General features: G+C 37.4%; 19 protein-coding genes. 8 read left to right on the forward strand and 11 right to left on the reverse strand.

Annotated features, from left to right (window positions below):
• Positions 1–93: 93 nt before the first annotated feature.
• Entirely contained in the window at positions 94–1,788 is a 1,695-nt protein-coding gene (locus HGD76_RS14145; RefSeq protein ID WP_168696171.1) for an iron uptake porin, read from the reverse strand.
• Between the two features lie 108 nt (positions 1,789–1,896).
• On the opposite strand from HGD76_RS14145, the gene HGD76_RS14150 reads away from it, so the two are divergent.
• The 4 genes from HGD76_RS14150 to HGD76_RS14165 all read left to right on the forward strand — a co-directional run bounded on the left by HGD76_RS14150 (position 1,897) and on the right by HGD76_RS14165 (position 9,226).
• Positions 1,897–5,079, forward strand: coding sequence for a type 2 lanthipeptide synthetase LanM family protein (locus HGD76_RS14150; RefSeq protein WP_168697447.1), 3,183 nt, complete (start codon positions 1,897–1,899; stop codon positions 5,077–5,079).
• A 32-nt stretch (positions 5,080–5,111) separates the two neighbouring features.
• A complete protein-coding gene (locus tag HGD76_RS14155; RefSeq protein WP_168696172.1) occupies positions 5,112–7,256 on the forward strand; it encodes a peptidase domain-containing ABC transporter in 2,145 nt (714 codons plus the stop codon).
• Between the two features lie 175 nt (positions 7,257–7,431).
• Positions 7,432–7,656 carry a mersacidin/lichenicidin family type 2 lantibiotic gene (locus HGD76_RS14160; RefSeq protein WP_168696173.1) on the forward strand — a complete coding sequence of 75 codons (225 nt, stop codon included), beginning with the start codon at positions 7,432–7,434 and terminating at the stop codon, positions 7,654–7,656.
• A gap of 76 nt (positions 7,657–7,732) precedes the next feature.
• Complete coding sequence (locus HGD76_RS14165; RefSeq protein WP_168696174.1) at positions 7,733–9,226, forward strand: beta-barrel domain-containing protein; 1,494 nt, start codon at positions 7,733–7,735, stop codon at positions 9,224–9,226.
• A gap of 202 nt (positions 9,227–9,428) precedes the next feature.
• Here the strand turns inward: HGD76_RS14165 and HGD76_RS14170 are convergent, their stop codons facing one another.
• The 5 genes from HGD76_RS14170 to HGD76_RS14190 all read right to left on the reverse strand — a co-directional run bounded on the left by HGD76_RS14170 (position 9,429) and on the right by HGD76_RS14190 (position 15,754).
• On the reverse strand, positions 9,429–12,278 hold the full coding sequence (locus HGD76_RS14170) for a zinc-dependent metalloprotease (protein ID WP_168696175.1): 2,850 nt from the start codon (positions 12,276–12,278) through the stop codon (positions 9,429–9,431).
• 103 nt (positions 12,279–12,381) lie between these two features.
• On the reverse strand, positions 12,382–14,442 hold the full coding sequence (locus HGD76_RS14175) for a ribonuclease catalytic domain-containing protein (protein WP_168696176.1): 2,061 nt from the start codon (positions 14,440–14,442) through the stop codon (positions 12,382–12,384).
• A 298-nt stretch (positions 14,443–14,740) separates the two neighbouring features.
• Positions 14,741–14,956 carry a 30S ribosomal protein S18 gene (rpsR, locus tag HGD76_RS14180; RefSeq protein ID WP_015083502.1) on the reverse strand — a complete coding sequence of 72 codons (216 nt, stop codon included), beginning with the start codon at positions 14,954–14,956 and terminating at the stop codon, positions 14,741–14,743.
• A gap of 2 nt (positions 14,957–14,958) precedes the next feature.
• Positions 14,959–15,153, reverse strand: coding sequence for a 50S ribosomal protein L33 (gene rpmG / locus HGD76_RS14185; protein WP_010998585.1), 195 nt, complete (start codon positions 15,151–15,153; stop codon positions 14,959–14,961).
• A 46-nt stretch (positions 15,154–15,199) separates the two neighbouring features.
• Positions 15,200–15,754, reverse strand: a complete 555-nt coding sequence (locus HGD76_RS14190; protein WP_168696177.1) for an RDD family protein — start codon at positions 15,752–15,754, stop codon at positions 15,200–15,202.
• 324 nt (positions 15,755–16,078) lie between these two features.
• On the opposite strand from HGD76_RS14190, the gene recJ reads away from it, so the two are divergent.
• Positions 16,079–18,124, forward strand: coding sequence for a single-stranded-DNA-specific exonuclease RecJ (gene recJ / locus HGD76_RS14195; RefSeq protein ID WP_168696178.1), 2,046 nt, complete (start codon positions 16,079–16,081; stop codon positions 18,122–18,124).
• A gap of 112 nt (positions 18,125–18,236) precedes the next feature.
• On the opposite strand, the gene psb30 is transcribed toward recJ, so the two are convergent.
• Positions 18,237–18,356 (reverse strand): photosystem II reaction center protein Ycf12/Psb30, encoded by a 120-nt coding sequence (gene psb30, locus HGD76_RS14200; RefSeq protein WP_028084264.1) that lies wholly within the window; start codon positions 18,354–18,356, stop codon positions 18,237–18,239.
• 166 nt (positions 18,357–18,522) lie between these two features.
• On the opposite strand from psb30, the gene HGD76_RS14205 reads away from it, so the two are divergent.
• Positions 18,523–18,873 carry a YkgJ family cysteine cluster protein gene (locus HGD76_RS14205; RefSeq protein WP_148761106.1) on the forward strand — a complete coding sequence of 117 codons (351 nt, stop codon included), beginning with the start codon at positions 18,523–18,525 and terminating at the stop codon, positions 18,871–18,873.
• An 89-nt stretch (positions 18,874–18,962) separates the two neighbouring features.
• On the opposite strand, the gene HGD76_RS14210 is transcribed toward HGD76_RS14205, so the two are convergent.
• Together HGD76_RS14210 and HGD76_RS14215 are read right to left on the reverse strand one after the other, a co-directional pair.
• The gene (locus HGD76_RS14210) at positions 18,963–19,694 is read right to left on the reverse strand and encodes a hypothetical protein (RefSeq protein ID WP_168696179.1); all 732 of its coding nucleotides are present in this window, start codon (positions 19,692–19,694) and stop codon (positions 18,963–18,965) included.
• The gene (locus HGD76_RS14215) at positions 19,691–20,827 is read right to left on the reverse strand and encodes an AAA family ATPase (RefSeq protein ID WP_168696180.1); all 1,137 of its coding nucleotides are present in this window, start codon (positions 20,825–20,827) and stop codon (positions 19,691–19,693) included. Before HGD76_RS14215 ends, HGD76_RS14210 begins: the two co-directional genes overlap by 4 nt.
• 364 nt (positions 20,828–21,191) lie before the next feature.
• Between HGD76_RS14215 and HGD76_RS14220 the strand changes: the two genes are divergently transcribed.
• Both HGD76_RS14220 and HGD76_RS14225 read left to right on the forward strand, forming a co-directional pair.
• Complete coding sequence (locus HGD76_RS14220) at positions 21,192–21,569, forward strand: TMEM165/GDT1 family protein (protein WP_168653578.1); 378 nt, start codon at positions 21,192–21,194, stop codon at positions 21,567–21,569.
• A gap of 30 nt (positions 21,570–21,599) precedes the next feature.
• Positions 21,600–21,881 carry a TMEM165/GDT1 family protein gene (locus tag HGD76_RS14225; protein WP_148761115.1) on the forward strand — a complete coding sequence of 94 codons (282 nt, stop codon included), beginning with the start codon at positions 21,600–21,602 and terminating at the stop codon, positions 21,879–21,881.
• A 42-nt stretch (positions 21,882–21,923) separates the two neighbouring features.
• On the opposite strand, the gene HGD76_RS14230 is transcribed toward HGD76_RS14225, so the two are convergent.
• Together HGD76_RS14230 and HGD76_RS14235 are read right to left on the reverse strand one after the other, a co-directional pair.
• The gene (locus HGD76_RS14230) at positions 21,924–23,030 is read right to left on the reverse strand and encodes a fatty acid desaturase (protein ID WP_168696181.1); all 1,107 of its coding nucleotides are present in this window, start codon (positions 23,028–23,030) and stop codon (positions 21,924–21,926) included.
• Positions 23,031–23,273: 243 nt separating this feature from the next.
• Positions 23,274–23,759 carry a hypothetical protein gene (locus HGD76_RS14235; RefSeq protein ID WP_168696182.1) on the reverse strand — a complete coding sequence of 162 codons (486 nt, stop codon included), beginning with the start codon at positions 23,757–23,759 and terminating at the stop codon, positions 23,274–23,276.
• Positions 23,760–23,951: the final 192 nt, after the last annotated feature.

The following is a 23,951-nucleotide window of genomic DNA, read 5'->3' on the forward strand; positions in this document are numbered from 1 at the left end:
ACTTAGGTGGGCTTTTTTGTCGCAGTTTATTGCTAAAGTTAAAATTTTTTCACCCGCAATATACCGTGAACGACAACATGAGGGAACTTCAGTTTAAAACGAGAAAGTAGTCCTCACCGTACCAACAACTACATCAGGATTATTATTGGTTTGATTAGGCGCAACCAACCAAATTACACCTGGTGTAATTGAGATATGATCATTTAGTTGATACTTGTAGAAAGCTTCTAAGTGCAACGGTGTGGTGCGATTAGGGATAGTGCTGATTACATCACTTGCACCACCTAAAAATGGTCTATATAAGGGAACGACACCGGAACGAGTAGCATAAGGGGGAACACCGACGACAATACCTCCCAGATTACCTTGTTTACCCAAATCAGGAAAGGCTAGGGTGATGGCATAACTATACACATCAGCACTTTCGTTATCTGTTCCTGCGGATTTACCTTGTTGATTAGTATACATAAACCAACTATTAACGGCAAACTTGGGAGAAACTCGCCACAACCCCGCTACACCGTAAGCGTTAATTTCTCGTCTAGCATTATCGGAAATTAAACTTGGTGAATTGGCGGAAATTGTTCCCACATCATTGAGGAAGGTGGGTGTTCCTGCGGTATAACCGTTGACGTAAGTTAAGCCAAAAGCTAAATTTTTGGTGGGTTGGATACTTAATTGCGCTAAAGCTGAATACCGACCATCAAAAAAGCCTCCAGCCGTTGTCCCGTTGCTGCTATCGGGTGTTAAACCTTCTGGACTATTAGCATTTGGGGCTAAGTATCCTAAACTCAAGTTAATAGCGGGATTCAATTGATAATTTAAGCCCAAACCCGCACCTTGGGAAACAAGGCGGTAAATGGGGCTATATTGAGCAAAGGTAGAAAGTGAACCAGAACCTCCATCTTCATCACCAACTGTACTGAATACATTCGGTAAATAGTCTACGTGTTCTCCTCGATTGGCAAACACAGCCGCGCGTATTTTTTTACCTATGGGAAACTTATAACTAACAGTTCCTAATTCTACACTACCGGCTGTATCAGGGAACTCTTGGTTAAAGGTTTGTCCGCCTTCTGGTGTGGTTTGTCTACTTCCTAAGGAAGCTAAGAAGGGATCTGCACCATAGCGAAACCCGCCAGCCCTTTGGGGATGTGGAGTGCTACCAGCTTGGAGTCTAATTTTTAGCTCATCTTGACCTGTAAAACTACTGACTAAGTTGAGGCGGACTCTGTTAGCCAAAATAGTGCTATTGCGGGGGACACCAACGTTGAAAGGATCACTATCTCCAGTTAAGACATCAGTAATGGCAAAAATCGCTTCACCGGAAAGTTTGGTAGTTGTGGAAAATTGCTGACTTTCTAAAGTTGCGGTGCGGCTTTCTACTGCATCTACCCGCCCTCGTAAAGTTGCTAATTCTGAGGTAAATTCCTCTTGTAGCCGTTGAATAGTCGCTAAATCTTCTTTTTGAACTGCATCAGCAGTAGCTGTGGCTATTAGCTCATTAACTCTATCTAGACAAGCATTTAAACCAGCGGAAAACTCATAACGAGTCATGGCACGATTTCCCCGGAATGTTCCATTGGGATAACCTGCTACACAACCATATCGTTCTACTAAAGATTGTAAAGCACTAAAAGCCCAATCTGTAGGTTGGACATCAGACAACTGAGAGACGGAGGTTACTTGTGCTAAATCATCGTTTTCTGCTATTTCACTAGCCCATGCTACCGGCGAAATCAAAACTACTGGGGTTGCTAAGACTAAACCTAAGAAAATTTTTAACATCACATCCTCACTGATACACCCTCATCTGATCTACTTTACACAAATACTCAGATAATGATAATTATTATCATAGTTAAGTATTTGTGTAAACACTTATCGAGTCACGTGATGAAAAAAGTCAACTGTCAAGATTCTGCTTGGTTTCGGGCTATGTCATTGAAGGAAAGGATTGTAGCCAATTCGGAAGAGTTAGGATATGATTCTGAGTTGGGATATAAACGATTTCAACGCTGGAAATCGGCATCAAGCTTTGCTAATTCGAGTTTATTTGCTCAGAAGTTGGTAACTGAGGGAATAACAGAAGAGGAGTTTTGTCGTATTTTGGGACAATCTGTAGCACCGATACCTTTATCATGGGTGGAAGAAATTCAGCAAATTTATGAATATTTAGGCGAAAAAGATATTACAACTGTGCTGTCTAATTCTAGTTTATGCACACATCCTAATTTTGGGTTTTTGAAGGCGATCGCACCTTTCCTTGTTCAAGGTATGATTAAATTAGAAATTGGATTAAATAATATACAAAATATTCCTGAAACTTTAAGTGATATTCATGATGTTTTATTAGAGGGATTACCAGAAAAGCTGCTATTAATGCTGAATGCAACCTTAGTATTAGAAGTGAATATAGCTAGATTACAAGGTTTATTAACAGGTGATAATGCCCAAGAAAGATTTTATAGCTTTATACAACGGTTACGAAATCCCGAAGTACAATTAGCATTGTGGCAAGAATACCCAGTTTTAGCTAGACAAGTCCTAGAAGAAATTAATCGCTGGGTAGAAAATAGCATAGAATTGATTCAACATCTTTCTCATGATTGGGTAGATATTTGTTACCAATTTCAGTCACCAACCAAGCTAGGAAAATTAATCAAAGTCAATCGGGGAAAAGGTGATAGCCATAATAATGGTAAGTCAGTTACTATACTAACATTTGCAAGTGGTTGGCAGCTAGTTTATAAACCGAGATCATTAGCCATAGATGGGCATTTTCAACAACTGCTATCATGGTTAAATGCAAAAGGCTTTAAACCAGCTTTTCAGACTTTACAAATTCTCAACCGAGATAATTATGGTTGGGTAGAATTTGTGAGCTTTCAAGAATGTGATTCAGCAGAGGAAGTAGAAAGATTTTATCAACGTCAAGGTGGCTATTTAGCATTATTATATGCTTTGGAAGCTACGGACTTTCACTTTGAAAACTTGATTGCAGCGGGAGAACATCCCATTTTAATTGATTTAGAATCTTTATTTCATCCCCGTAGTAATTATAAAGGTACAGCAGCAGATACTCTAGATCGAGAGATAGTTGCAGATTCAGTATTGCAAGTTGGTTTACTACCACAGCCAGTCTGGGGAAATACTGAAGCAGCGGGAATAGATATGAGTGGTTTGGGAGGTGCTGGGGGACAGTTAACACCAGAAAAAGTCCCAAAACTGGTGCAGGTCGGGACAGATATCATGCGGGTTGAACGTCAACAGGCTGTTATCGCAGGTAGTCAAAATCGCCCTCAACTAAATCAACAGGAAATTAATGTACAAGAATATACAGCCGCTATTACAGAAGGGTTTACTGCTGTTTACCGAATTTTATTACAACATCGCCAGGAATTACTCAATATTTTAGCCCGGTTTGCAGAAGATAAAGTGCGTGTGGTAATGCGTGCTAGTAGAGTCTATGCTTTATTGCTGAGGGAAAGTTATCACCCAGATTTTTTACGAGATGCCTTAGAGCGCGATCGCTTATTTGATAAACTGTGGATAGATGTAGAAAACCGTCCGCAACTGAGTCAAATAATTTCCGCAGAAATTAACGCATTGTGGAAAAGCGACATTCCCTTATTTACCACATATCCTCATTCCCGCGATTTATACCATCAAGAAACAGGCTTACACATTTCTAACTTTTTCAACCAATCAGGAATAGAATTAGTACATCATCGCCTGAATAATTTCAGCGAAAAAGACTTACAACGACAAACATGGTTTATTAAAGCAGCTTTAGCTACTTTAGAAATGAGTAAAACTGCGGATAACCATCAAATTAGATTAGGCAAAAAAGCCTGTAATATAAGCACTATAATCCCAACAACGAAAGACCAATTCTTAGAAATAGCCTGTAAAATTGGCGACCGTTTAGAACTCCTCGCACACAACAACGGTAAATTTGTTAATTGGATGGGTTTAAGCGTTACTCCCAATCAGCAATGGACATTAGCACCCTTGGGAACAGACTTATATGCAGGTATACCCGGTGTAGCTTTATTTCTAGCATATTTGGGAGAAATTACCCAAAATCATCTTTATACAAACCTAGCCCAAGCAGCCATAAAAACCCTAAAACAGCAACTCAAAAGAGACTCAATTAAATTCATAGGTGGCTTTAGTGGCTGGGGAGGAATAATTTACACATATACCCATTTAGGAATATTATGGCAAAGAAAAGACTTAATAGCAGATGCAGTTGCCTTAGTAGCAAAAATTCCCCCCTTAATTTCCCAAGATAAACAACTAGATATAATTACTGGTGCGGCTGGTTGCATTGGTAGCTTACTCAGTTTATACCAAATCGTTCCAGAGCAGTTCATTCTTGATGTCGCCAGACAATGTGGTGAACACCTCCTTACCCAAGCCCAAATTACAGATACTGGTATTGGTTGGATATCTCCAGCAGGGGGAAATCAACCCCTAACCGGATTTGCACATGGTAGTGCTGGCTTTGCTTGGGCGCTGGGAAAACTAGCCGTAACGACTGGAAACCAAGAATTTCAAACCGCAGCCACAGCAGCAATTAACTACGAACGCAGTCATTTTGACCCTACAACCAATAACTGGATAGATTTACGGATAAAAGAGGAAAAAAATAGTTTCATGACAGCATGGTGTAGTGGTGCGCCGGGAATTGGCTTAGGACGTTTAAGTATGACAGAGAATACACCCGACTTAATCATGTATAAAGAAATTACAACTGCCATCCAAACTACCATAAAACAAGGATTTGGTGACAACCATTGTCTCTGTCACGGAGACTTAGGAAATATTGACTTATTATTAATAGCCAATAGCATATTAAATGATCCAGAAATTTTCCAACAAACCGAAAAAATTGCCTCTCAAATATTAGACGATATCCAAGAAAATAACTTTCTTTGTGGTGTCCCATTAGGACTAGAAACCCCAGGATTAATGACAGGTTTAGCTGGTATTGGTTACGGACTTTTACGCCTTGCTTACCCCCAAATTATCCCTTCCATTCTCCTGCTTGAACCGCCCAAACAATCATCTTAATCTTTACACCTTTTTGCCTTTGTGTGATCAAAATGAAATATCCAATAATTTTACAACATAACGAAGAAGATTGCGGACCAGCTTGTTTAGCAACAATCTCTAAATATTACGGACAACTATTTACAATTACCCGTGTTCGTGAAGCCTCTGGAACAGGACAATTAGGAACAACATTACTCAATCTTAAACAAGGAGCGCAGGTATTAGGATTTAATGCACGTGGTGTGAAAGCTGCATTAGAATTAGTAGATAAAAAACAAATTCCTCTACCTGCAATTATTCATTGGAAAGGGAATCATTGGACTGTTTTATATGGGCGAAAAAATCAAAAATATATCATTGCTGATCCTTTAGTTGGTGTGCGAACTTTAACAAAAGAAGCTCTGCTAAAGGGCTGGACGAATAGTGTAATGCTACTATTAGAACCCCGTGTAGATTTTCTAGAACAACCAGATGATCGGGGAAAAATAGGAGGTTTTAAAGCACTGATACAGCGGTTTTTAAACTATCGCTTGATCCTTGCAGAAGCTTTATTATTAAATTTTGTCGTCGGGTTACTTTCCCTGTTGTCACCGTTTTTGATTCAAATTCTCACTGATGATGTTTTAGTACGTGGAGATACCCAATTACTCACAGGTATTGCACTGGGAATATTAACAATGAGTTTTATTAGTAGCTGTTTACAATGGGTTCAAGGTAATTTAGTATCCCATTTTGCTCATCGTTTGGAATTAGATTTAGTATGGGAATTTGCTAGAAATATTTTACGTTTACCATTGTCTTATTATGAATCTCGTCGCAGTGGTGAAGTGGTAAGTAGATTACGAGATATTCAAACTATTAATCAATTGGTTTCTCAAGTTGGGGTAATTTTACCAAGTCAATTATTAATTGCAATTACCTCCTTAATTTTGATGTTATTCTACAGTTCTCAACTGACATTAGTTTCAATATTTGTAGCTATGATTATGACTTTTTCTACTGTCCTTTCTTTCCCTAGCTTACAACAAAAAATCCGCACCGTTCTGGGTTTAGCTTCTGAAAATCAAGGTGTATTAGTAGAGACTTTTAAAGGTGCATTAGTTGTGAAAACTACCAATGCTGCACCAGAATTTTGGCAAGAATTTCAAACTCGCTACGGAAGACAGTCAAATTTAATGTTTCTCACTGTCCAAATCGTTTTAATAAATACCATCTTTTCTAATTGGATTTCTACTGCTGGTGGGATTATTCTCCTATGGTATGGGAGTATTTTAGTTATTAATCGAGAACTTTCTATTGGTCAATTATTAGCTTTTAATAGTTTAAATACCAATATTCTTGGATTAGTAAATACCTGCGTTCGCTTCATTACTGATTTTGCTCGCGCTCAAGCTGCAACTGAAAGATTAAATGAGGTAATTAATTCGACTCCTGAATTTTCTGAAGTTAGTCAAAAGCCTTTTGTAAATATTCCCGACAACGCGGATCTTATTTGTAAAGATATCAATTTTCATCATGCGGGTAGAGTTGATTTATTAAAGGATTTTTCTCTAACTTTACCGGGTGGAAAAGTGATTGCAATTATCGGTAAATCTGGATGTGGTAAAAGCACCTTAGCTAAATTAATTGCTAGTTTATATAATTCCCAATCTGGTAATATTCGCATTCATCACTATAACCTTTCTGATATTAATCCTAGTTGCTTACGTCAACAAATAGTATTAATTCCTCAAGATGCACATTTTTGGAGTCGTTCTATTTTAGATAACTTATCTCTTGGTTGTCCTCAAGTTAATTTTGAGCAAATAGTCACAGCTTGTCAAGTTGCAGATGCAGATAATTTTATTAGTAAATTACCTGAAAAATATCAAACTATTTTAGGTGAATTTGGAGCGAATCTTTCCGGTGGACAAAAACAAAGATTAGCCATAGCTAGAGGTATTGTCACTAATCCTCCTATCTTGATTTTAGATGAATCTACAGCAGGTTTAGATCCCATTAGTGAAAGTTTAGTTTTAGATCGATTACTCGCTTATCGTCAAGGGAAAACTACTATTTTAATTAGTCATCGTCCAAGAGTGATTAAACGCGCAGATTGGATTGTCCTGTTAGAAGCTGGACAATTAAAACTACAAGGTACTCCTACGGAACTACTTAGCATAGCAGGTGAGCATTTAGATTTTTTGATTCCTTGAATTGTAATTAAGCATATTTACTCTACACGGATAAATTACTTGACATTTTTTATGAGAATGATTATTATTCTAATATTGGTGAAAATGTCATCAATAATACTTTTACAACTGCGACTTCTAGGGAATATTTCGTTATTTCCTAGTTGAAACGTAGAGTTTTTTAATGAGGTTAAATATGTCTAATCTAGATATCATTCGCGCTTGGAAAGACGAAGAATACCGCAACAGCTTGAGCGCAGAACAACAGGAACAACTACCAGCAAACCCCGCTGGTTTAGTTGAACTGAATGATGAAGATATGTCTTCTGTTTCTGGTGGTTGTACAACCTGTGGTAATCCTTTACATACATTATTCTGGACTTGTAAAGCTGTATCTAGTCCTTTTGATACCATAGCTTAATTTCATTTAATAACATTTCAAAAATTCAGATTCCTGACTTCTTTAAGAAATCGGGAATCTGGATATTATCGTCATCATGAATAACACAATTCCCAATTTTTTACCAACTGCAAAATCTGATGAATACTTACCTAGCATTGGTATTTGGACAAGATTAGGAGGATTATTTTTAGTTGGTGTTTTTGGTGCTTCTGTCACTATTTCCACGTTCACAAAATATCAGCAAACTGTTAAAGCATCTGCTATTGTTCGTCCAACTGGTGAAGTGCGAATAGTGCAAACTGCTATAGAAGGAACTGTTAAAAAAATCTCCGTTAAAGAAAATCAATTAGTAAAAAAAGGTGATGTTTTAATCATTCTTGATGATATCCAATTACAAAATCAGAAAAATCAACTCACGGTAAATATTCAGCAATCTCAATTACAAATCAGGCAATTGAATGCTCAAATTGCAGCTTTAAATCGCCAAATTGCTACAGAGACAGAAAGGAATAAACGCATAGTTGCATCTGCTATTTCTGAAGTTCAGCGGACAAAACGGGACTATCAAGATAGAAAAGTAGCTGTTAGTAGTGAATGGCAAGAAGCGCAAGCTAATATAAAGATTGCAGAAAATGAATTATTACAAGTAAAATCAGAATTGCAGTCAATTCAGGCTAATTTAGAAAGTGCAGAAGCAGGATTGAAAGCCGCAATAGTCAAGCGGTTGCGTTATGAAGATATAGCTAAATCTGGTTCAATTTCTCAAAATCAATTAGAGGAAGTTCAACTAGCCGCAACTCAACAAGCGCAAATTGTTGAATCACAAAAAGCCACATTAGCAAGTCAAAAACAAGTTATTCAACAAAAACAACAAGTTTTGACATCTGCAATTGCTAGAAGTAAAAAAGCAGCTTCATCTCTAAATCCTAGTAATGCAGTAATCTTTATTAGTGAAGAAAAAGTTGCTACTGAACGCGCAAATGGCAAAACTAATTTAGCGAGATTACAACAAGAAAAAGAAAGTTTAATCCAAGGTAAAATTGAAATTCAAAACCAAATAAATAATACAGAAAAAGAACTCCAACAACTTTTAACTCAGATACAAAAAACTGTTATTCGAGCTTCTGCAACTGGAACTATTTTAAAATTAGAATTGCGAAATTCTGGACAAGTGGTAAATTTGGGAAGTGCTATTGCTCAAATTTCTCCCAGTTATACCCCTTTAGTAATTAAAGCTCGTGTTGCTGCTGCTGATATTAGTAAAGTCTTTGTTTGCAATTCTCCAGAAGTAGTAAGTTGTCGAAAAGGAAAGGTAAAAATGCGATTTTCATCCTATCCTTACCCGGATTATGGTATCTTAATAGGTGCGGTGAGGTCAATTACAGCAGATGCAATTTTACCCCAAGATAATATCACAGCAGAGGGTTATTATGAAGTGACGATTGAACCAGAAAACTTGTATTTGCAAAGAGATTTACAACAATATCCTATTCAAGCTGGAATGGAAGTTGTCGCGGATATTATTTCTGAGGAAGAGAGTGTATTAACATTTATTTTGAGAAAAACTAGGCTGTTGACAAACTTATAAATATTTCATTATTTGTTTAAGGAAATATACTAAACATGGTTAAGACATAGACTCTTGCAAGATTACGAAAAACCCAGATGTTTAGGGGTTTCAAAATAGTCTAAATATTAGGTGGCGATCGCAAAATGCTGCTGCAAGCAGATCGCTAATCTTGTAGTTGAGGAACGAAACCCAACATCAAAAATATCGAACTCAGGTGATATCAATTCCCTACCAATGGTGCATTCAAAGTCTTCTCAATGCGATCGCGTGTTTCTAATAAGAAAGCTTGAGTATATTCATCTTCAGAATTTACCCGTCTTAATTGATTATTTAATTGCTTGAGTTTATACCAAGCCAAAGTACGGGCATCTTCAGGAGTAGCTTCTTTTCGCAACACCATTCCCATCAGTACATTTAGGTATTCCCGTTGTAAACCTCTTCGCAGACTGGAAATTTGCAATTTACCTTTAGGTTGCAAAACCTCCGACCAAATCCCAGATTGTAAAGTATCAAATAACTCAGGCAATGTGAGAGATTTTCCTGATGCACTTTTTAATTCTAGATCCTTAATCCGAGTTAGGCGATCGCTTGCCAATAAATCCCGCAACACCGCCGTCTGCACCAACAACACTAAATCATGAATCGGATAATCTAACCGTCCGACTTGAATATTAGTCCCCCAATGTAGCCACCGCGAAGGTACTAATTTATTCAGTAATTCCGGGGGAAATTTCAAAGCATCTTCCGCAAAAACATACTTTTGCATTGTCATCAATGCTTGTCGCTGTTGTTCTACCGGTACAGGGACAAATGGTAATTGTCCTTTAGTATCATTTGGTTTAACTCGATAAAAAGACTGACCACCAATGTATTTACTGGTATAGTATAAATTCTGTAAATAATTTCTGAGGATGGTGTTAAAACGCTCTTCTACATCGCTAGAATTCTCTGCATCTATAGCATATCCCTGATTTAATCGTTCCCACATCCGCCGCGCATTAGCCAATTGTGAATGAGAATAAACCAATACATTACTGCTATGATCCCAAGGATTCACCGTCGGATCACTATTAGATAAATCCTCATCAGGAGCATAACTCAACTCTCGTTGGTTAGATTTTCCAGCAATTGCTGCTAAAAACGACTTTTCTCCCATGGTAGTTGACGCTTGACTGGGAGTGTAACCATACTCAATTACCCATTCATCATAGGGTCCCACCTGCTGTGGAAAATAATCTCCCTGCTTGACACCATTAGGGGCAATGTTTGGGGGAATATAATCCATAACCGATGCTGTCATCCCTTTAGTCTGCGTAATTTCTGGATTATTCATCTCCTCTGGAGATAGTAAGGTACTACCACGGAAATTATGACGCAAACCTAAAGTATGACCAACTTCATGGGTAATAATTAAACGTAAATATTGATGGATATAATCTTTTAACTGCTCTGGACTTGGTGTAGTGTTTCCTAACATTGACATTGCTAAAGAACCAAAAGCCAACTGATTAGATGCTTCCATGCCATAACATAAATCATAATCTGTCGCTAGTTTAGACAAATTGCCTAATGATTTTGGAGATTTTTGATTACCTTTGCCACACAAACGCCCATTGTTGACCAATGTTGATAAAGAAGTGCTAGTTTGTGAATTTTGAGGTTGAATAATTTGCCGATAATCATTTTTTAATAATCGGACAAAACTACCATCAATCAGAATATCTGCATTCAAAATTTCTCCAGTTAAGGGATTAACACGGGATGGACCCATCGCAAAAAAACCATCTACAGTATTAATCCAACGGATAGTATTATAGCGAATATCGGCTGGGTCCCAGGTAGCATTATCAGGCATTTGTTGAACTTGAATAGCATCCTTGAATCCTGCTTTCAAAAAGGCTTGATTCCACATCAAAATTCCCTCTTTGATAGACTGACGATATTCTAGAGGTACAGCATTATCAATCCAAAAAACAATCGGTTTTTTCGGTGGAGAAATTGCGGCTGTGGGATCTTGTTTTTCTAAATTCCAGCGATTAATATAACGAACAAAAGTATCTCTCCGTTCATCTTTAGATAAATCTTGATAAGCTGTGAGGAAATAACCTACCCGTTCATCAGCTAACCGAGGTTGATATTTAGTTTTTGGTAATTCCGATAAACTATAATGTACCTTTAAGGTAAAACCGCGACTATCTGGTAAAACATCCGAATTCTTGCCACCATTAGCAAAATTGAAAATAGACTCAATTTCTAAATTATTGGGAAATACTTTCGCATTACCAAGATAACCTTGATCGGGACTAACAGCTAATTCTAAATTAGTAGATAATCCTGCCAAATCTGTGAGTAGTAAATCACCTAAATCAATAAGAATAGTTTTTCCTTGTGAATTAATACTCTTAATAGGAATAGTGTAAAGAACAGAATCACTAAATGATCTCGCTACTGATCTAGCTTGGGGATCTCCTTCACGAGTCCGAAAATTGACATTACGAACCACAAACTGAATTTGATTATCTACCTTTTGAAAGTAGAATAAGAAGTCTTGTAATGGCATTCCACTATAAATACCCTTTTCACCAATTCCCGATTCTAAAGTTGAGTTTGCTATAAAGTTTTTTTGGAGTTGTTCTGGTTTAATTTCCAGATAGATTTTATTTTTATGTTTATGACGATAAATAGTAAAGATTCCCTCTGATTTTTGGGTATCCTTGGTAACTTCTGTAAAATCTTCTAATTCATCTTCTTTCGGTGATTTAGATTCAGGTTTAGCTTTCGGTTTCTCTATTTCTTTCTTAACCTGGAGAAATGGTTGTTTGCCAACTTGCTTTAGATCTTTAAATACCCAAACAAAATTTTGTATTTTTACCTGATTATTTTGATCAATAACTGCTATTTTGGAAGATGGTAGTTTTAATTGTTGAACAATCTTATCCACATTAGTGGTTTGTCTCTCTATTTCTATATCTGAATTACGGGGATTATTTATTAATGATTGAGCATTAGCAGTTTCTATGGAAACAAATAGACTATTAAACAAAATGAGAGCGAAAGTAAACTTATTCATTTCCTAACTTCCTGATAATTATTGTTTAATAGCCGTCTGAAATGGAAACTCTCCAACTTTGCGCCTTTGCTCCTTTGCAACTGGGCGCGAAACATAACCTATCCTAATTCGTAACTGATTGGGCTTCCTGATACATAATTTCCTGGAAGTGAATCATATCTTTTTGGGGATCAGCCAAACTAACTTTCACTAATAAATTTTCTCCCAAACTGACAGAACGCCTGAAGGACATAGGCAATTGTAAACCCAAATCTTCTAATAAAATTAGTCCTAAATTGCTATCTTCTCGTAACCACATTAATACCGTTACCTGCCAAACTTGTTCAGGATGACGACGTAAATATTCTAAAGCGTAATATCTATTAGTTTGTCGTTCCACCATTGTTGCTTCTTGAGTGATGCTGCTGACCGTCATCATCACTTCTTTGAGTTGTTCAGCAGAGAAGGGTAAACCTTCGCCGCGTAAATGCGCTTTTAATTGGAAGTGGGTGAGTAAGTCGCTATAACGACGAATGGGGGAAGTAGCTTGAGTGTAGGTATCTAAACCCAAACCAGCATGGCGCACTGGTGTAATGCTCATTTCGCTTTTAGGCATACAGCGTCGCATCGCACAGGAACGAACAAAACCGGCTGGAAGCAGGAGCAGTTCTTCCTCTGGAGGTAATTCTGGTTGGGGTTGGCCGCGAAAGGGCAGCGGGATATTATGAGTTTGTCCGTAACGGGCGGCAACTTCTCCGGCAAGAATCATCATTTCTGCGACTAATTGGCGGGAGGAAGAATCATCTAAAACATCAATATTGATATCATCGTCTTTGACTTTGATCATCGCTTCGGGCATATTGATACTGATAGCACCTTGACTATAACGCCAAGTTTTGCGGATTTTTGCCCAATTAGCGATCGCCTCAATTTCTGGTTCTGCTTGAACTCCCAACTCCAGCATCTCATCCACATCTTGATAGGTGAGGCGGTAGGTAGGCTTAATTAAACCAGTGTGTATACAGTAATCTTCCACAGCCCCAACTGCATCTAAAATCACCCCAAAGCTGAGGGCGCAACAGACTTTCCCCTGAATTAAACTCATGGGACCTGTGGCCAACACCTCTGGGAACATGGGAATCATCCCCGTGGGTAAATATACCGTACTACCCCGTTTTCTGGCTTCTAAATCTAATTCATCATCTGGCATTAATAACCGCGTCGGGTCAGCAATATGCACCCATAACCGTTCCTTACCATCTGCTAATATCTCCCAACTCAAACCATCGTCTATTTCTGTAGTGCTTTCATCATCAATGGTATATACCTTGAGATGTGTGAGATCGAGACGGTTTGTATCTAAATCTGTAGGAGGAAAATCCCAACATTCTTGCGCCACTTCTAATACCTGATGAGGAAATTGAACGGAAATTGATGAACGGCGCAGGAACAGGTTTTCGTGGGAAGTCCACAAACCCAAATCTATCAAGAGTTGAAAGGCCGCCTGGGGCGTAGCAGAACGTCCCAGCATATTCATAGTTTCTAATACTGAGGCTGGAGGCGGACAAGCACGAGCCAAAGAATCATAGTTCACTTTCAGCATCACCACATCCGCCAGCAAAGTCGCATATTTTTCTAATGCGTCTAAACGCTGGCGATCCAGTCTTTGCCATTCTACCACTTGTCCCTGGAGCGCCTGTTCTATCCGGGCTAAAAATTCCTGCTGTCCCTTGGCTTTTTGTGATTCTACTTGAATCTGGTGCTTGCGTTCTGCTATTTGCGCTGCGCTGCGGGGTTCGTAAGCGTCTCCTTTTTGTTTGAAATAGAGTTTATCTTCTGATAACAAACAATGGGCTGCATAACACTGGGGAGATGTGGATTCCGAAAATAGCAGATTTGCCAATTGGCTAGGAGTGACAGTTTCTCCATCTTCAATCAGTAGTTCCCAAGCTATTTCCAGACTTGATGGATCTAGATAAGGCTGAACTTGACTTAAAAACTCAGCGATTTCCCCTGGTTTATAGGTTTGTCCGTTAACCGTGTAGGTAAATTGGTTATTTTTGATGTTATGGGATTGACCACGTTCATCTACTACAAACCAACTAGTTTTACCGTCTGGACGATCTATCACTCCAAGACGGCGATCGCCTTTAACCCTAAATTCAACTAACGTCCCCTTATCCACAACTGTCGCACTTTAATTTTAATATTTTGAGATTTTTAGACTGGAAATTCTGGATTAAATAACGGGTATTTAATCCTTTATTTAATAATTTGCTGTGAGAAATGCTATTCCAGTTTAGAATTCCATCCTCAAATTTAGCGATATCGTACCATTTTTGAGAATGAATTAATTAAATGTTTTTGGCAATTTCCTAACATTAAATATTAAATTTTAGATTTTGGACTCAAAGTAACTGGGCATATCCATGCAACTGCTACTTTTTTGGATGATCATCCAAAATCCAAAATCCAAAATATTCTTAACCTTCGGCGTTAATGAAGGGCAATAAAGCCACAATTCGAGAGCGTTTAATGGCTAGAGTCAGAGCGCGTTGTTGCTGACAGGTTAAACCGGTGATTCTCCGAGGTAATATTTTACCACGTTCGGTGAGAAACTTCCGCAACAAATCTACATCTTTGTAATCAATGGGATCTCCGGGCTTAATTGGAGAAAGGCGACGACGATAGTAACTCATTCTTACTTAATCTCCTTGTGAACTGTGTGTTTGTTGCAGTGGGTACAGAACTTTTTCAGTTCTAAGCGGTTGGTTGTGTTCCGACGGTTCTTGGTACTGGTATAACGGGATACGCCAGGTGAACGTTTATCTGGATTTGTTCGACACTCGGTGCATTCTAGTGTCACTATTATGCGCGCACCTTTACTCTTAGCCATAATCTTAGAAACTGTAAAGCCTGGAGATAATTAACACAAATGGTTATTATCTCATATTTCGTGGAAATTTTGCAACTAACCGTTTAATTTTTATATCTAATGAATAACCCCGACGGGAAGAAACTATGATAGTCCGAAAAAAGCGGTCATGGAATGCCTGTCGCATCTGAGTATCGGATAAAGCTGCACCGCCGTCAATGATCAGGGGAAGTAATAGGACGACAGCAGCGGGATTGAGGATGATATTCCCCAAGAAAATGGATAATAATAAGCTAGAAAAGCAAATAATCCCTTCTCGCAGTAATAAGGTCTGAAATTGGGGGATTCTATTGACTATTTCGCCATTTGCAACTTCTAGGATCTTTAAATCAAATGCCCAACGGCCTAAACTTTGTCCCTGATTGTTGTAAACTACGATGACGCGGAAAATTAGCCAAGCAAAAATAAAAACAAAGATTTGGGTAAATTGAATCCCGATTTGATTACTTCTGAAAATAGAACTCAGGAACCATGCACAGAAGAAGTCAAGAGCTAAGGCCATACCTCGACGGGTAAGATCCCCTTTTGGGAAGTGTCTTTGATTGACTTTAACAAGAGTCATAGCCTTTACCTCGCTGGTGGTAAAATAGTGAGTTTATTTAGATTTGTATCAATTTACATCAGGATAAACTGATTAAACTCCATCTATAGCGATAAGCGATATCACTGTTAAAGATCAAGAATTTGAAAATGATATTATGGCAGAAATCAAAGCTGTGCGTCAGCAAAACCGCCAAAAATGAAATTTCGGAGATGTCTATTGACACTAACATTTGGATTCGCATTTTATTGAGAGGGCGAGTCACATTACCAATTTTAGCAGCATTTAATGATCACAAATTCCAGTTATTTGTGTATCTCTATTAAATAGACTTTTAACTCTTCTATGACCAATGACAAATCTTCCAAACGCTTACCCAATCAACGTTGGCAAATTGCAGCAAAAAATCCAGAAGCTAGTTTAATATTAGCGAATTTAACAAATATCTCCCCAATTATCAGCCAATTATTAATTAATCGGGGCATGGAAACCCCAGAAGATGCCAAGATATTTTTAGATCCCGAATCTCTGATTTTACCTTCTCCTCTCGAAGAATTCCCTGATTTAGCTGCGAGTGTGGAATTATTGGAATTAGCGATCGCCAATAAAGAGAAGATAGCTATCTGTGGAGACTATGATGCTGATGGTATGACCAGTACTGCAGTACTGCTGAGAAGTCTTAGGGCTTTGGGCGCTGATGTTGATTATGCTATTCCTAGTCGAATGCACGATGGTTATGGGATTAATAACCGGATTGTCGAAGAGTTTCATGATGAAGGGGTGAAACTAATTCTGACGGTGGATAATGGAATTTCTGCGGTTGAACCAATTACTAGAGCCAGAGAACTGGGTTTAAAAGTTATTATCACAGATCATCATGATGTTCCCCAAATATTACCTCCAGCTAACGCGATTCTCAACCCGAAACTAATAGCTGAATCTTCTCCCTATCGGGGTGTAGCTGGTGTGGGTGTGGCTTACATTTTAGCCGTTTGTTTAGCCCAACAATTAGGAGAAATCAAAGGTTTAGTGCAGCCACTGTTAGCTTTATTTACCTTGGGAACTATTGCCGATTTAGCCCCTTTAACCGGTGTGAATCGTCGCTGGGTAAAACGGGGTTTAAAGTTATTACCAAAATCTAATTTACCAGGGATACAAGCATTAATTCAAATTGCCGGAGTTCAAGCCAGCGAAGGAGAAAAAAATCAAACTTCTAAATCTTTAAAACCCGAAGATATTGGTTTTCGATTGGGACCACGAATTAATGCTATCGGCAGAATTGGTGATCCCCAAATTGTCATTGATTTACTCACAACTGATGATTTTGGTATTGCACTAGCTAAAGCTATCCAATGTGAACAAACTAATACTCAACGTCAACAAATGTGCGAGGAAATTGAAAAAGAAGCCATTGCCATTGTTGAAGATTTATATATAAACTCTTTACAAAAAGACCGCGTATTAGTTGTTATCAAAGATAATTGGCATCATGGTGTTATTGGGATTGTTGCTTCTCGCTTACTAGAACGTTATGGTGTTCCTGTATTTATTGGAACTTACGAAAATGAAACCATAATTCGGGGTTCAGCGCGAGGAATTCCTGAATTTCATGTATTTGCAGCTTTAGATGCTTGTCGAGATTTATTAGGTAAATTTGGGGGACACAAAGCTGCGGGAGGATTTTCTTTACCAGCGGAGAATTTACCAGAATTGCGGTTGCGTTTATCTGCATTTGCAAATCAGTGTTTGGAACTTCAACACCTGAAACCGCTGTTGAAAATAGATACTCAAGTTAATATTCACGAAATTAACCAGGATATTTTTCAGCAGTTAAATATTCTTCACCCCTGCGGTATTGATAACTCAGATCCAATTTTTTGGACTGCTAATGTCCAAGTAATTGAACAGAAAATAGTTGGGAAAGGTCACATTAAATTAACTGTATCCCAAACTATAGACAATCAGCGTCAAGAAATTAAAGGCATAGCATGGCGTTGGGGTGATTATTTTCCCTTACCATCAAGATTGGATATTGCTTACAAACTGCGTGAAAATAACTTTAATGGCAAAACTACCATTGAAATGGAGTTAGTTGGTGCAAAACTCCCAAATCACGTTGTTGAACTTTTCACTAATTCACCAAATCTATCACGGGCTAGTTTTGAATATAAACAGCGTCAATATACCTGCGGAATCTATGAAAATGGTATAAGTAGAGAATTAAGAGTTAAAAATTCTGAAGGTAAAGTTTTAGTCATGCGACCAGAAGATAAATTTGGTTTGTTGGGTTTCAAGCGCGAAAATGCTGAACAGGTAAATTTATCTCAACCCATATATGAGGGGATTGTACAAACTGCAATTCAAGCTTTGTCCGCCTCTGTGCAGAATTAAAGATTAAAAACTCTCTTAAATGGGTAATTTAAGATTCTATTATCTCCAACGGGTAATTGGTGATTAGACAAAGCATTACCAATTACCAATTACCAATTACCAATTACCCAATTTACAGGTTGCCGTTGCGAAATGCTAGAACGAAGATGACTATGGGTCCTGAAATCACAATTAGTCCCACGCAAGTTAACTGCAAGACAACTTCCCAATTGATGTTAGCTAAAATGTCCATTTTTTCCTCCCAATGATTTTAATGGTTTAAAAAGATTTAATAATTCAATGACAAAACCCGCAACTTATCATATCTGTTTAGGGGATCTAAAATTTAATTTACTTCACAAAATTATAAGAAAAGTCATAAAAAAGTAGAATAGCAGGAATACTAGAAGGTTAAAAATATGGCTACTTGGCAATGTATAGCTCAGTGTGGGGCTTGTTGTAACCTGACACCAGCGGATCGTCCAGATATAGAAGAGTATCTTTCACCACCTGATTTAGAACTTTATCTCAGTATGGTCGGTGAGGGAGGATGGTGCGTAAATTATGATCATGGTACGCGAGAATGTAAAATCTATTCTACCCGTCCTTGGTTCTGTCGTGTGGAAGCAGAGACTTTTGAGGAGATGTATGGGATTGAAGCGGAGGATGTAAACGATTTTGCCATTGATTGCTGTCATCAGCAAATTGAGGGGGTTTATGGCGATCGCAGTTTGGAACAAATCCGCTTTGATCAAGCCGTCGGTTTTTGATTTAATTCATATAATTATTCTCTCATTGTGTTTTTGAGCGCAGTAATCAATGGGAGATTCACCTTCATGTACCTAAGTTTTGCTACTGCTTACAAAGTTTCCATACTATCCCATATATCTAACAATAATTTCAAGCTAGATAAATGATTCATTGATTCACATCGCTTTTTTAACGCATCTAGATACTTTTTATCCTCTACAACCTTTGGATTTTTCTTACTATAAAACAAACCAAACTGTCCGAGATATTCTTGTAGATAGTGTTTATGAAATCGCGCTTTCGTGCTAAAAGTACGTCCAGTTGGACAGCAGGACATTTCTTCAGGATCATTGACTAAAACATCGTAATATGTTTTCAAATCTGATAAAATTGTGGAACTTTTAATTAAAGGATATTCGTTAGGAATTTCTGCATTACCCAATGCCCATGTTTCAAAACAGCAATGCTGAATTATTATATGAATCTCTGTTTTTGAGCTATCTATATTGTAGCCAGATTTGAGTTCATCAAGTTTAGATTTAAGTTCATGAAAACGAGCAGTGTAAGAATGGTCTTCAGAGTCAATACATATAAAAAAATGGTTGACATTGCCGAATTTTTCTATATCAATTAGACAAGCTTCCAGTGAAGAAACTCCTGGCTCTTTCCTAGGTTTACTAACCATTTTTGGATAGCCATGACCTGCAATAATTCGATAAGTATTGATTGTCATCTCTTCAGGAGTAAGCACAAAAGTCAAACTGGGAAATAAATGTTTTAACCATGCCCTATATACCCTTGGCTCGGTCTCTCCACCCTCTACTAAAAATAAAAGATTCACTCGGAAAATTCCTCCCAGTCAAGTAAATTAATTAATTGAGTAAATTTATCTAAGCTAGAAGCTGTATCAAGTGCTGGAATATCAGAAGCTTTTCTAACTCTAACTTCATTTCCGTATTTACTAACTATTTGCCAAGTTTTCCAAGGAATATTATTGATAATATATGGATGATGGCTAGTAAGTATAAACTGTACATTTGGGGATTTATCAAGGATAAAGTCTGTTAGTTCAGCCATACAGTTAATTCCTAAACTATTCTCAAATTCATCAATTAACATTACTGATTCTTCGGGAGCATTAATTACTTCAATTAAAAAAATTAGAGTACGAAACATCCCGGATGAAATTTGCTCTTGAGGAATCCAGTCTTCTATACCGTTCTCCTGAATTTCAAAGAATAGCACAAAATCACCATCTTTATCTCTCTCACTACTCACTCTCACATTATTCACTTCTGAAAAAATATCAATATAATACTTTTTAATTTCACTAAAGATATCTGGAAAAGATTTCTGCAAATAAAAAACTTTTACGACTGGGTGAAAATTAGCAAAATATTCTTTAAGATTCTGAATTTCATCATTTTCAATTGGTATTTGAGAAGGATCAGAAGGATATGCAATACTAAAGTTTTGACGAGTTTCAAAGTTAAATATTAATCGCTTAAATGCTTTACGAACTGGAATAATCAAATCTTCTTCTGAAAGAAGAGTAATTGCACTTTCAGTTCTTTTCAATTTAGGCAATTTTTCATTATTAAATTTTGAATCTAAGTGAGTGCGGAGAAGTATCTCTAGTTCAGAATTATCATCATATCTAACTAGTTTTTCATACACAATTTCAGTCTGTTTTGACTCATTTACATTTAGAAGTATTTCTTCATTTTTGGTTGAGGAACTTTTTAACTCCCACCTATAATTTTGTCCTAAATGAGAGAAATTGATACTCCATTCTAAATCATCTAAATTACGATTCCTGCCTATTGCAACATCACAAATCAATTCAAGTGCCTTTAAAATTCTTGTCTTTCCAACTCCAGAACCACCGACAAGTAAATTTAGACTCTCAAAGTTAACTTCCTCAATGTGCCAATTTTGCTTATTGTTACTGAATTTAAAACTCTGTATTTTCATATTTCTTACTTTTCTTAACCAGCAATTATATAGAGAATCTAAAAGAACTTCTGAGATGAATATCTTCAATTCGCTCTATATCGGGTATTTTAGCACTCAAAGTTATGATCAGAGATTTTGTTTTAGATTACTTTTTAATATCATTAATTAAGCGTGTATTCTCATCAATAATCTTTATGCGAAAAATAAATACTGTTATTTGCTCGATATTACCTCTTGACGAGTATAAGCAGAGCGATCGCAGTTTGGAACAAATCCGTTTTGATCAAGCTGTCGGTTTTTAACAAATCCAGTTGCAATTTATGACAACAATATGAGAAAATAAAGAGAATATGAAAACAACTTAGAGACAAGATTAGCGCCTGTGAAACTTGATACTCCACCTGTCAGCATTTCCCACGTATCAGAAACTGAAAGCCAATTACATCAATCCATAGTTAAGGATCATCCCCAACCGAAAGAATCTGTATTTATGGTATTTGGGACAACCTTTATCACGATCTTTCTCGCGGAAATTGGTGATAAAACCCAACTTTCTACCCTGTTAATGAGTGCAGAATCTCATGCCCCTTGGGTGGTTTTCCTGGGTTCAGCAGTAGCATTAATTACTACTAGCTTACTGGGAGTATTGTTAGGTGGTTGGATATCTACAAAACTCAGCCCTCAAACCGTCGAGAAATCAGCCGGGGTGATGTTACTACTGATTTCCGTCATGTTGGTATGGGATGTAATTCAGGGTTAATACTTGTAAATATTATGAACTGGGGAAATTATGAACTGGCATCTTTTAGGACTGAGTTTTGTAACGGTGTTTTTATCAGAATTGGGTGATAAAAGTCAGTTAGCAGCGATCGCACTTTCTGGACAGGGACAATCTCGAAAAGCTATATTTTTTGGTACAGCAGGTGCTTTAGTATTAACAAGTCTCCTGGGCGCATTAGCTGGTGGTGCGGTGTCCCAATTTTTACCTACACGGATTTTAAAAGCGATCGCTGCTGTGGGATTTGCCATTCTTGCTATCCGTCTCTTATTACCCAACAGTGAAGAGGAATAAGAGACAGTTAGCAAATAAATGATCGGAAATTAAGCAGATCCGCTACTGTAACATAAAGTTACTACCGTAAGCGGTTGATTGATGAAATGAAGCGATAGATACAAGACGATCCTCCGATGCGTCCCACAAAATAAATTGGAAGCAATCAGGAATATCCGCTATTTTTAGCTTTTTTACATGGGTCAGTAAATGAATATTTTGATTATGGCAAGCTTCCAGATTGTAATTAGGTATTCTTTCAGAAAGATGGTGGATATTGTGATAGCCTATGTCTGCCCCAAACCATTTAAGAACTCTGGGTAATTCTAAGTAACTACTGCCTTGTAATGCTCCTAGAGTATAATCCCAACCTTCAGTTTTATGGGCGTAAGAGCCATCAAAGTTGTGCTGTACAAAGAAGATACAAATGAAAATTGCTGCTGAAAAGGTGAGAGTGATTGAGTAAACCCCAAAGAAGAATCCAAATCCTAGTAAATAACCCAAATAAATCCAACTACTAACTACGCAAATATTGTTGAAAAGGATATCAAAAAACTCTCCTGTTGTGTACCAATTTCTGGATTTATAAGAGTAAATGATTTCCTTGATATCCATAGTCGGTTCTTTCTGTATGCAAGTCAGCAAATGACCTATAAAACCATACAAACCAGCGATTAGTGCCAGTCTGGGCTTAATTGCTAGATAGAAAAAACCGCCCGGCAAAAGCATTAATGGATGCCTAAGTAATTCATACCGCTTTTGGGCAAAAGGACTAAGTTTACTAAACTGCTCTGTGGAGATTAATGAAGCTGGTCCTCGATATTTTTCCCAATCACCATTTGTTTTATGATGATAAGCATGACCTCTTGACCAAGGATATTGAGGGATGGCATTCATCACTCCCAAAATAAATCCTACCACTCTATTTACCCGTTTTGATCTAAAGAGTGAATAATGTCCACAATCGTGCATTAAAGAAAAACAACGCAGTGAAAATAGTATGATCAAAATCATGATTGGTGGCAGCAACCAAAAGGAAAATTCTGCTGCTTTTGCTGCTAAAATCCATAACAAAATATAGGGAACAACTGTATTAAGGACTTGATAAGTTGCGCGTAAGTCGTTGCTCTTCATGTAGGGAGCTAAGACAAAATCTGATTTTTTAATCATTATGATTAGTTTGACCACTATCTTTACTAACAGTCCGGTGATGTTGGCTGGGAATTACTTTGTCATAAGCTCACCAAAAATTGAGGTTTTTGGCGATTCATTAACCCAGATTCTGCACGCTATTTTATACTATATCTAGTATGACAAATATTGGGTTAATGTTTAGCTAGATAGCAATCTTCAAAATCCCGGACAATGCCAGTGTTTATGCTTGATAGTGTGATATTTTTTACTTTTTAAACATTAAGCTTCGCGCCAGTACAAATTTAACAGAATACCACCTGCTACTAGCTTCAATGCTTCTAATAGAAAATAACCGCTGTGTAATAAGTTCATTGTTGGTGGAACTAGATTACTAGTAAGTAAGCTGAAATTAGCACCTAGAGCGCACATTTGGGGAGTTAAGAAATAAGTATCTAGTAATGCTACTGTTAACAGAATTCCAGATAAAGCAATACTACCTAAAGGCCAATTAGATTTAGTCTTGCTAATAGCCAGTACAGCAGTTAAAACCACAGTAGCAGACAATAATTCTAGGCGATTAAAATTCCAAAAAACCAGATAACCTGCTGTAGAAAAATTAGCCTCATTCATCATGCCAGCAAAGTAAAGACTAGGCATAATTACCCAATCTAAAACCAGACTAGCACTGAGCCAGAAGCCCAGAGTTAACATAATCGCTGTTTGCCAAGTTGACCGTTTAAATTCCAGACTAGAAAGAGTGTTCATAAAAATAATTGCTTTGTTGTCTTCTTAGAGTCTAACTAAAACAGTGATTTTGGCAACAAATATCAATTAATTGTTACAAACAAGAAACTCTAACCCAGATTTCCTCCCAAAGGAAAAAATCATTCCCAGACCAAGGGTAGTTTAATAAAAATAAATAAACCTGAAGCGATCGCTCCCAATCCCCCACATCAC

It is taken from the genome of Dolichospermum flos-aquae CCAP 1403/13F (genome assembly GCF_012516395.1).
Lineage (GTDB): Bacteria > Cyanobacteriota > Cyanobacteriia > Cyanobacteriales > Nostocaceae > Dolichospermum > Dolichospermum lemmermannii.

Excerpts from the sequence above, each read along its gene's own strand:
- HGD76_RS14160 (WP_168696173.1), top strand. The coding sequence starts at position 7,432 with ATGTCTAATCTAGATATCATTCGCGCTTGGAAAGACGAAGAATACCGC.
- HGD76_RS14150 (WP_168697447.1), top strand. The coding sequence starts at position 1,897 with ATGAAAAAAGTCAACTGTCAAGATTCTGCTTGGTTTCGGGCTATGTCA.
- HGD76_RS14190 (WP_168696177.1), bottom strand. The coding sequence starts at position 15,754 with ATGACTCTTGTTAAAGTCAATCAAAGACACTTCCCAAAAGGGGATCTT.
- HGD76_RS14205 (WP_148761106.1), top strand. The coding sequence starts at position 18,523 with ATGGCTACTTGGCAATGTATAGCTCAGTGTGGGGCTTGTTGTAACCTG.
- HGD76_RS14230 (WP_168696181.1), bottom strand. The coding sequence starts at position 23,030 with ATGATTAAAAAATCAGATTTTGTCTTAGCTCCCTACATGAAGAGCAAC.
- HGD76_RS14215 (WP_168696180.1), bottom strand. The coding sequence starts at position 20,827 with ATGAAAATACAGAGTTTTAAATTCAGTAACAATAAGCAAAATTGGCAC.
- HGD76_RS14235 (WP_168696182.1), bottom strand. The coding sequence starts at position 23,759 with ATGAACACTCTTTCTAGTCTGGAATTTAAACGGTCAACTTGGCAAACA.
- psb30 (WP_028084264.1), bottom strand. The coding sequence starts at position 18,356 with ATGGACATTTTAGCTAACATCAATTGGGAAGTTGTCTTGCAGTTAACT.
- HGD76_RS14225 (WP_148761115.1), top strand. The coding sequence starts at position 21,600 with ATGAACTGGCATCTTTTAGGACTGAGTTTTGTAACGGTGTTTTTATCA.
- HGD76_RS14145 (WP_168696171.1), bottom strand. The coding sequence starts at position 1,788 with ATGTTAAAAATTTTCTTAGGTTTAGTCTTAGCAACCCCAGTAGTTTTG.
- HGD76_RS14155 (WP_168696172.1), top strand. The coding sequence starts at position 5,112 with ATGAAATATCCAATAATTTTACAACATAACGAAGAAGATTGCGGACCA.
- HGD76_RS14170 (WP_168696175.1), bottom strand. The coding sequence starts at position 12,278 with ATGAATAAGTTTACTTTCGCTCTCATTTTGTTTAATAGTCTATTTGTT.
- recJ (WP_168696178.1), top strand. The coding sequence starts at position 16,079 with ATGACCAATGACAAATCTTCCAAACGCTTACCCAATCAACGTTGGCAA.
- HGD76_RS14165 (WP_168696174.1), top strand. The coding sequence starts at position 7,733 with ATGAATAACACAATTCCCAATTTTTTACCAACTGCAAAATCTGATGAA.
- rpmG (WP_010998585.1), bottom strand. The coding sequence starts at position 15,153 with ATGGCTAAGAGTAAAGGTGCGCGCATAATAGTGACACTAGAATGCACC.
- rpsR (WP_015083502.1), bottom strand. The coding sequence starts at position 14,956 with ATGAGTTACTATCGTCGTCGCCTTTCTCCAATTAAGCCCGGAGATCCC.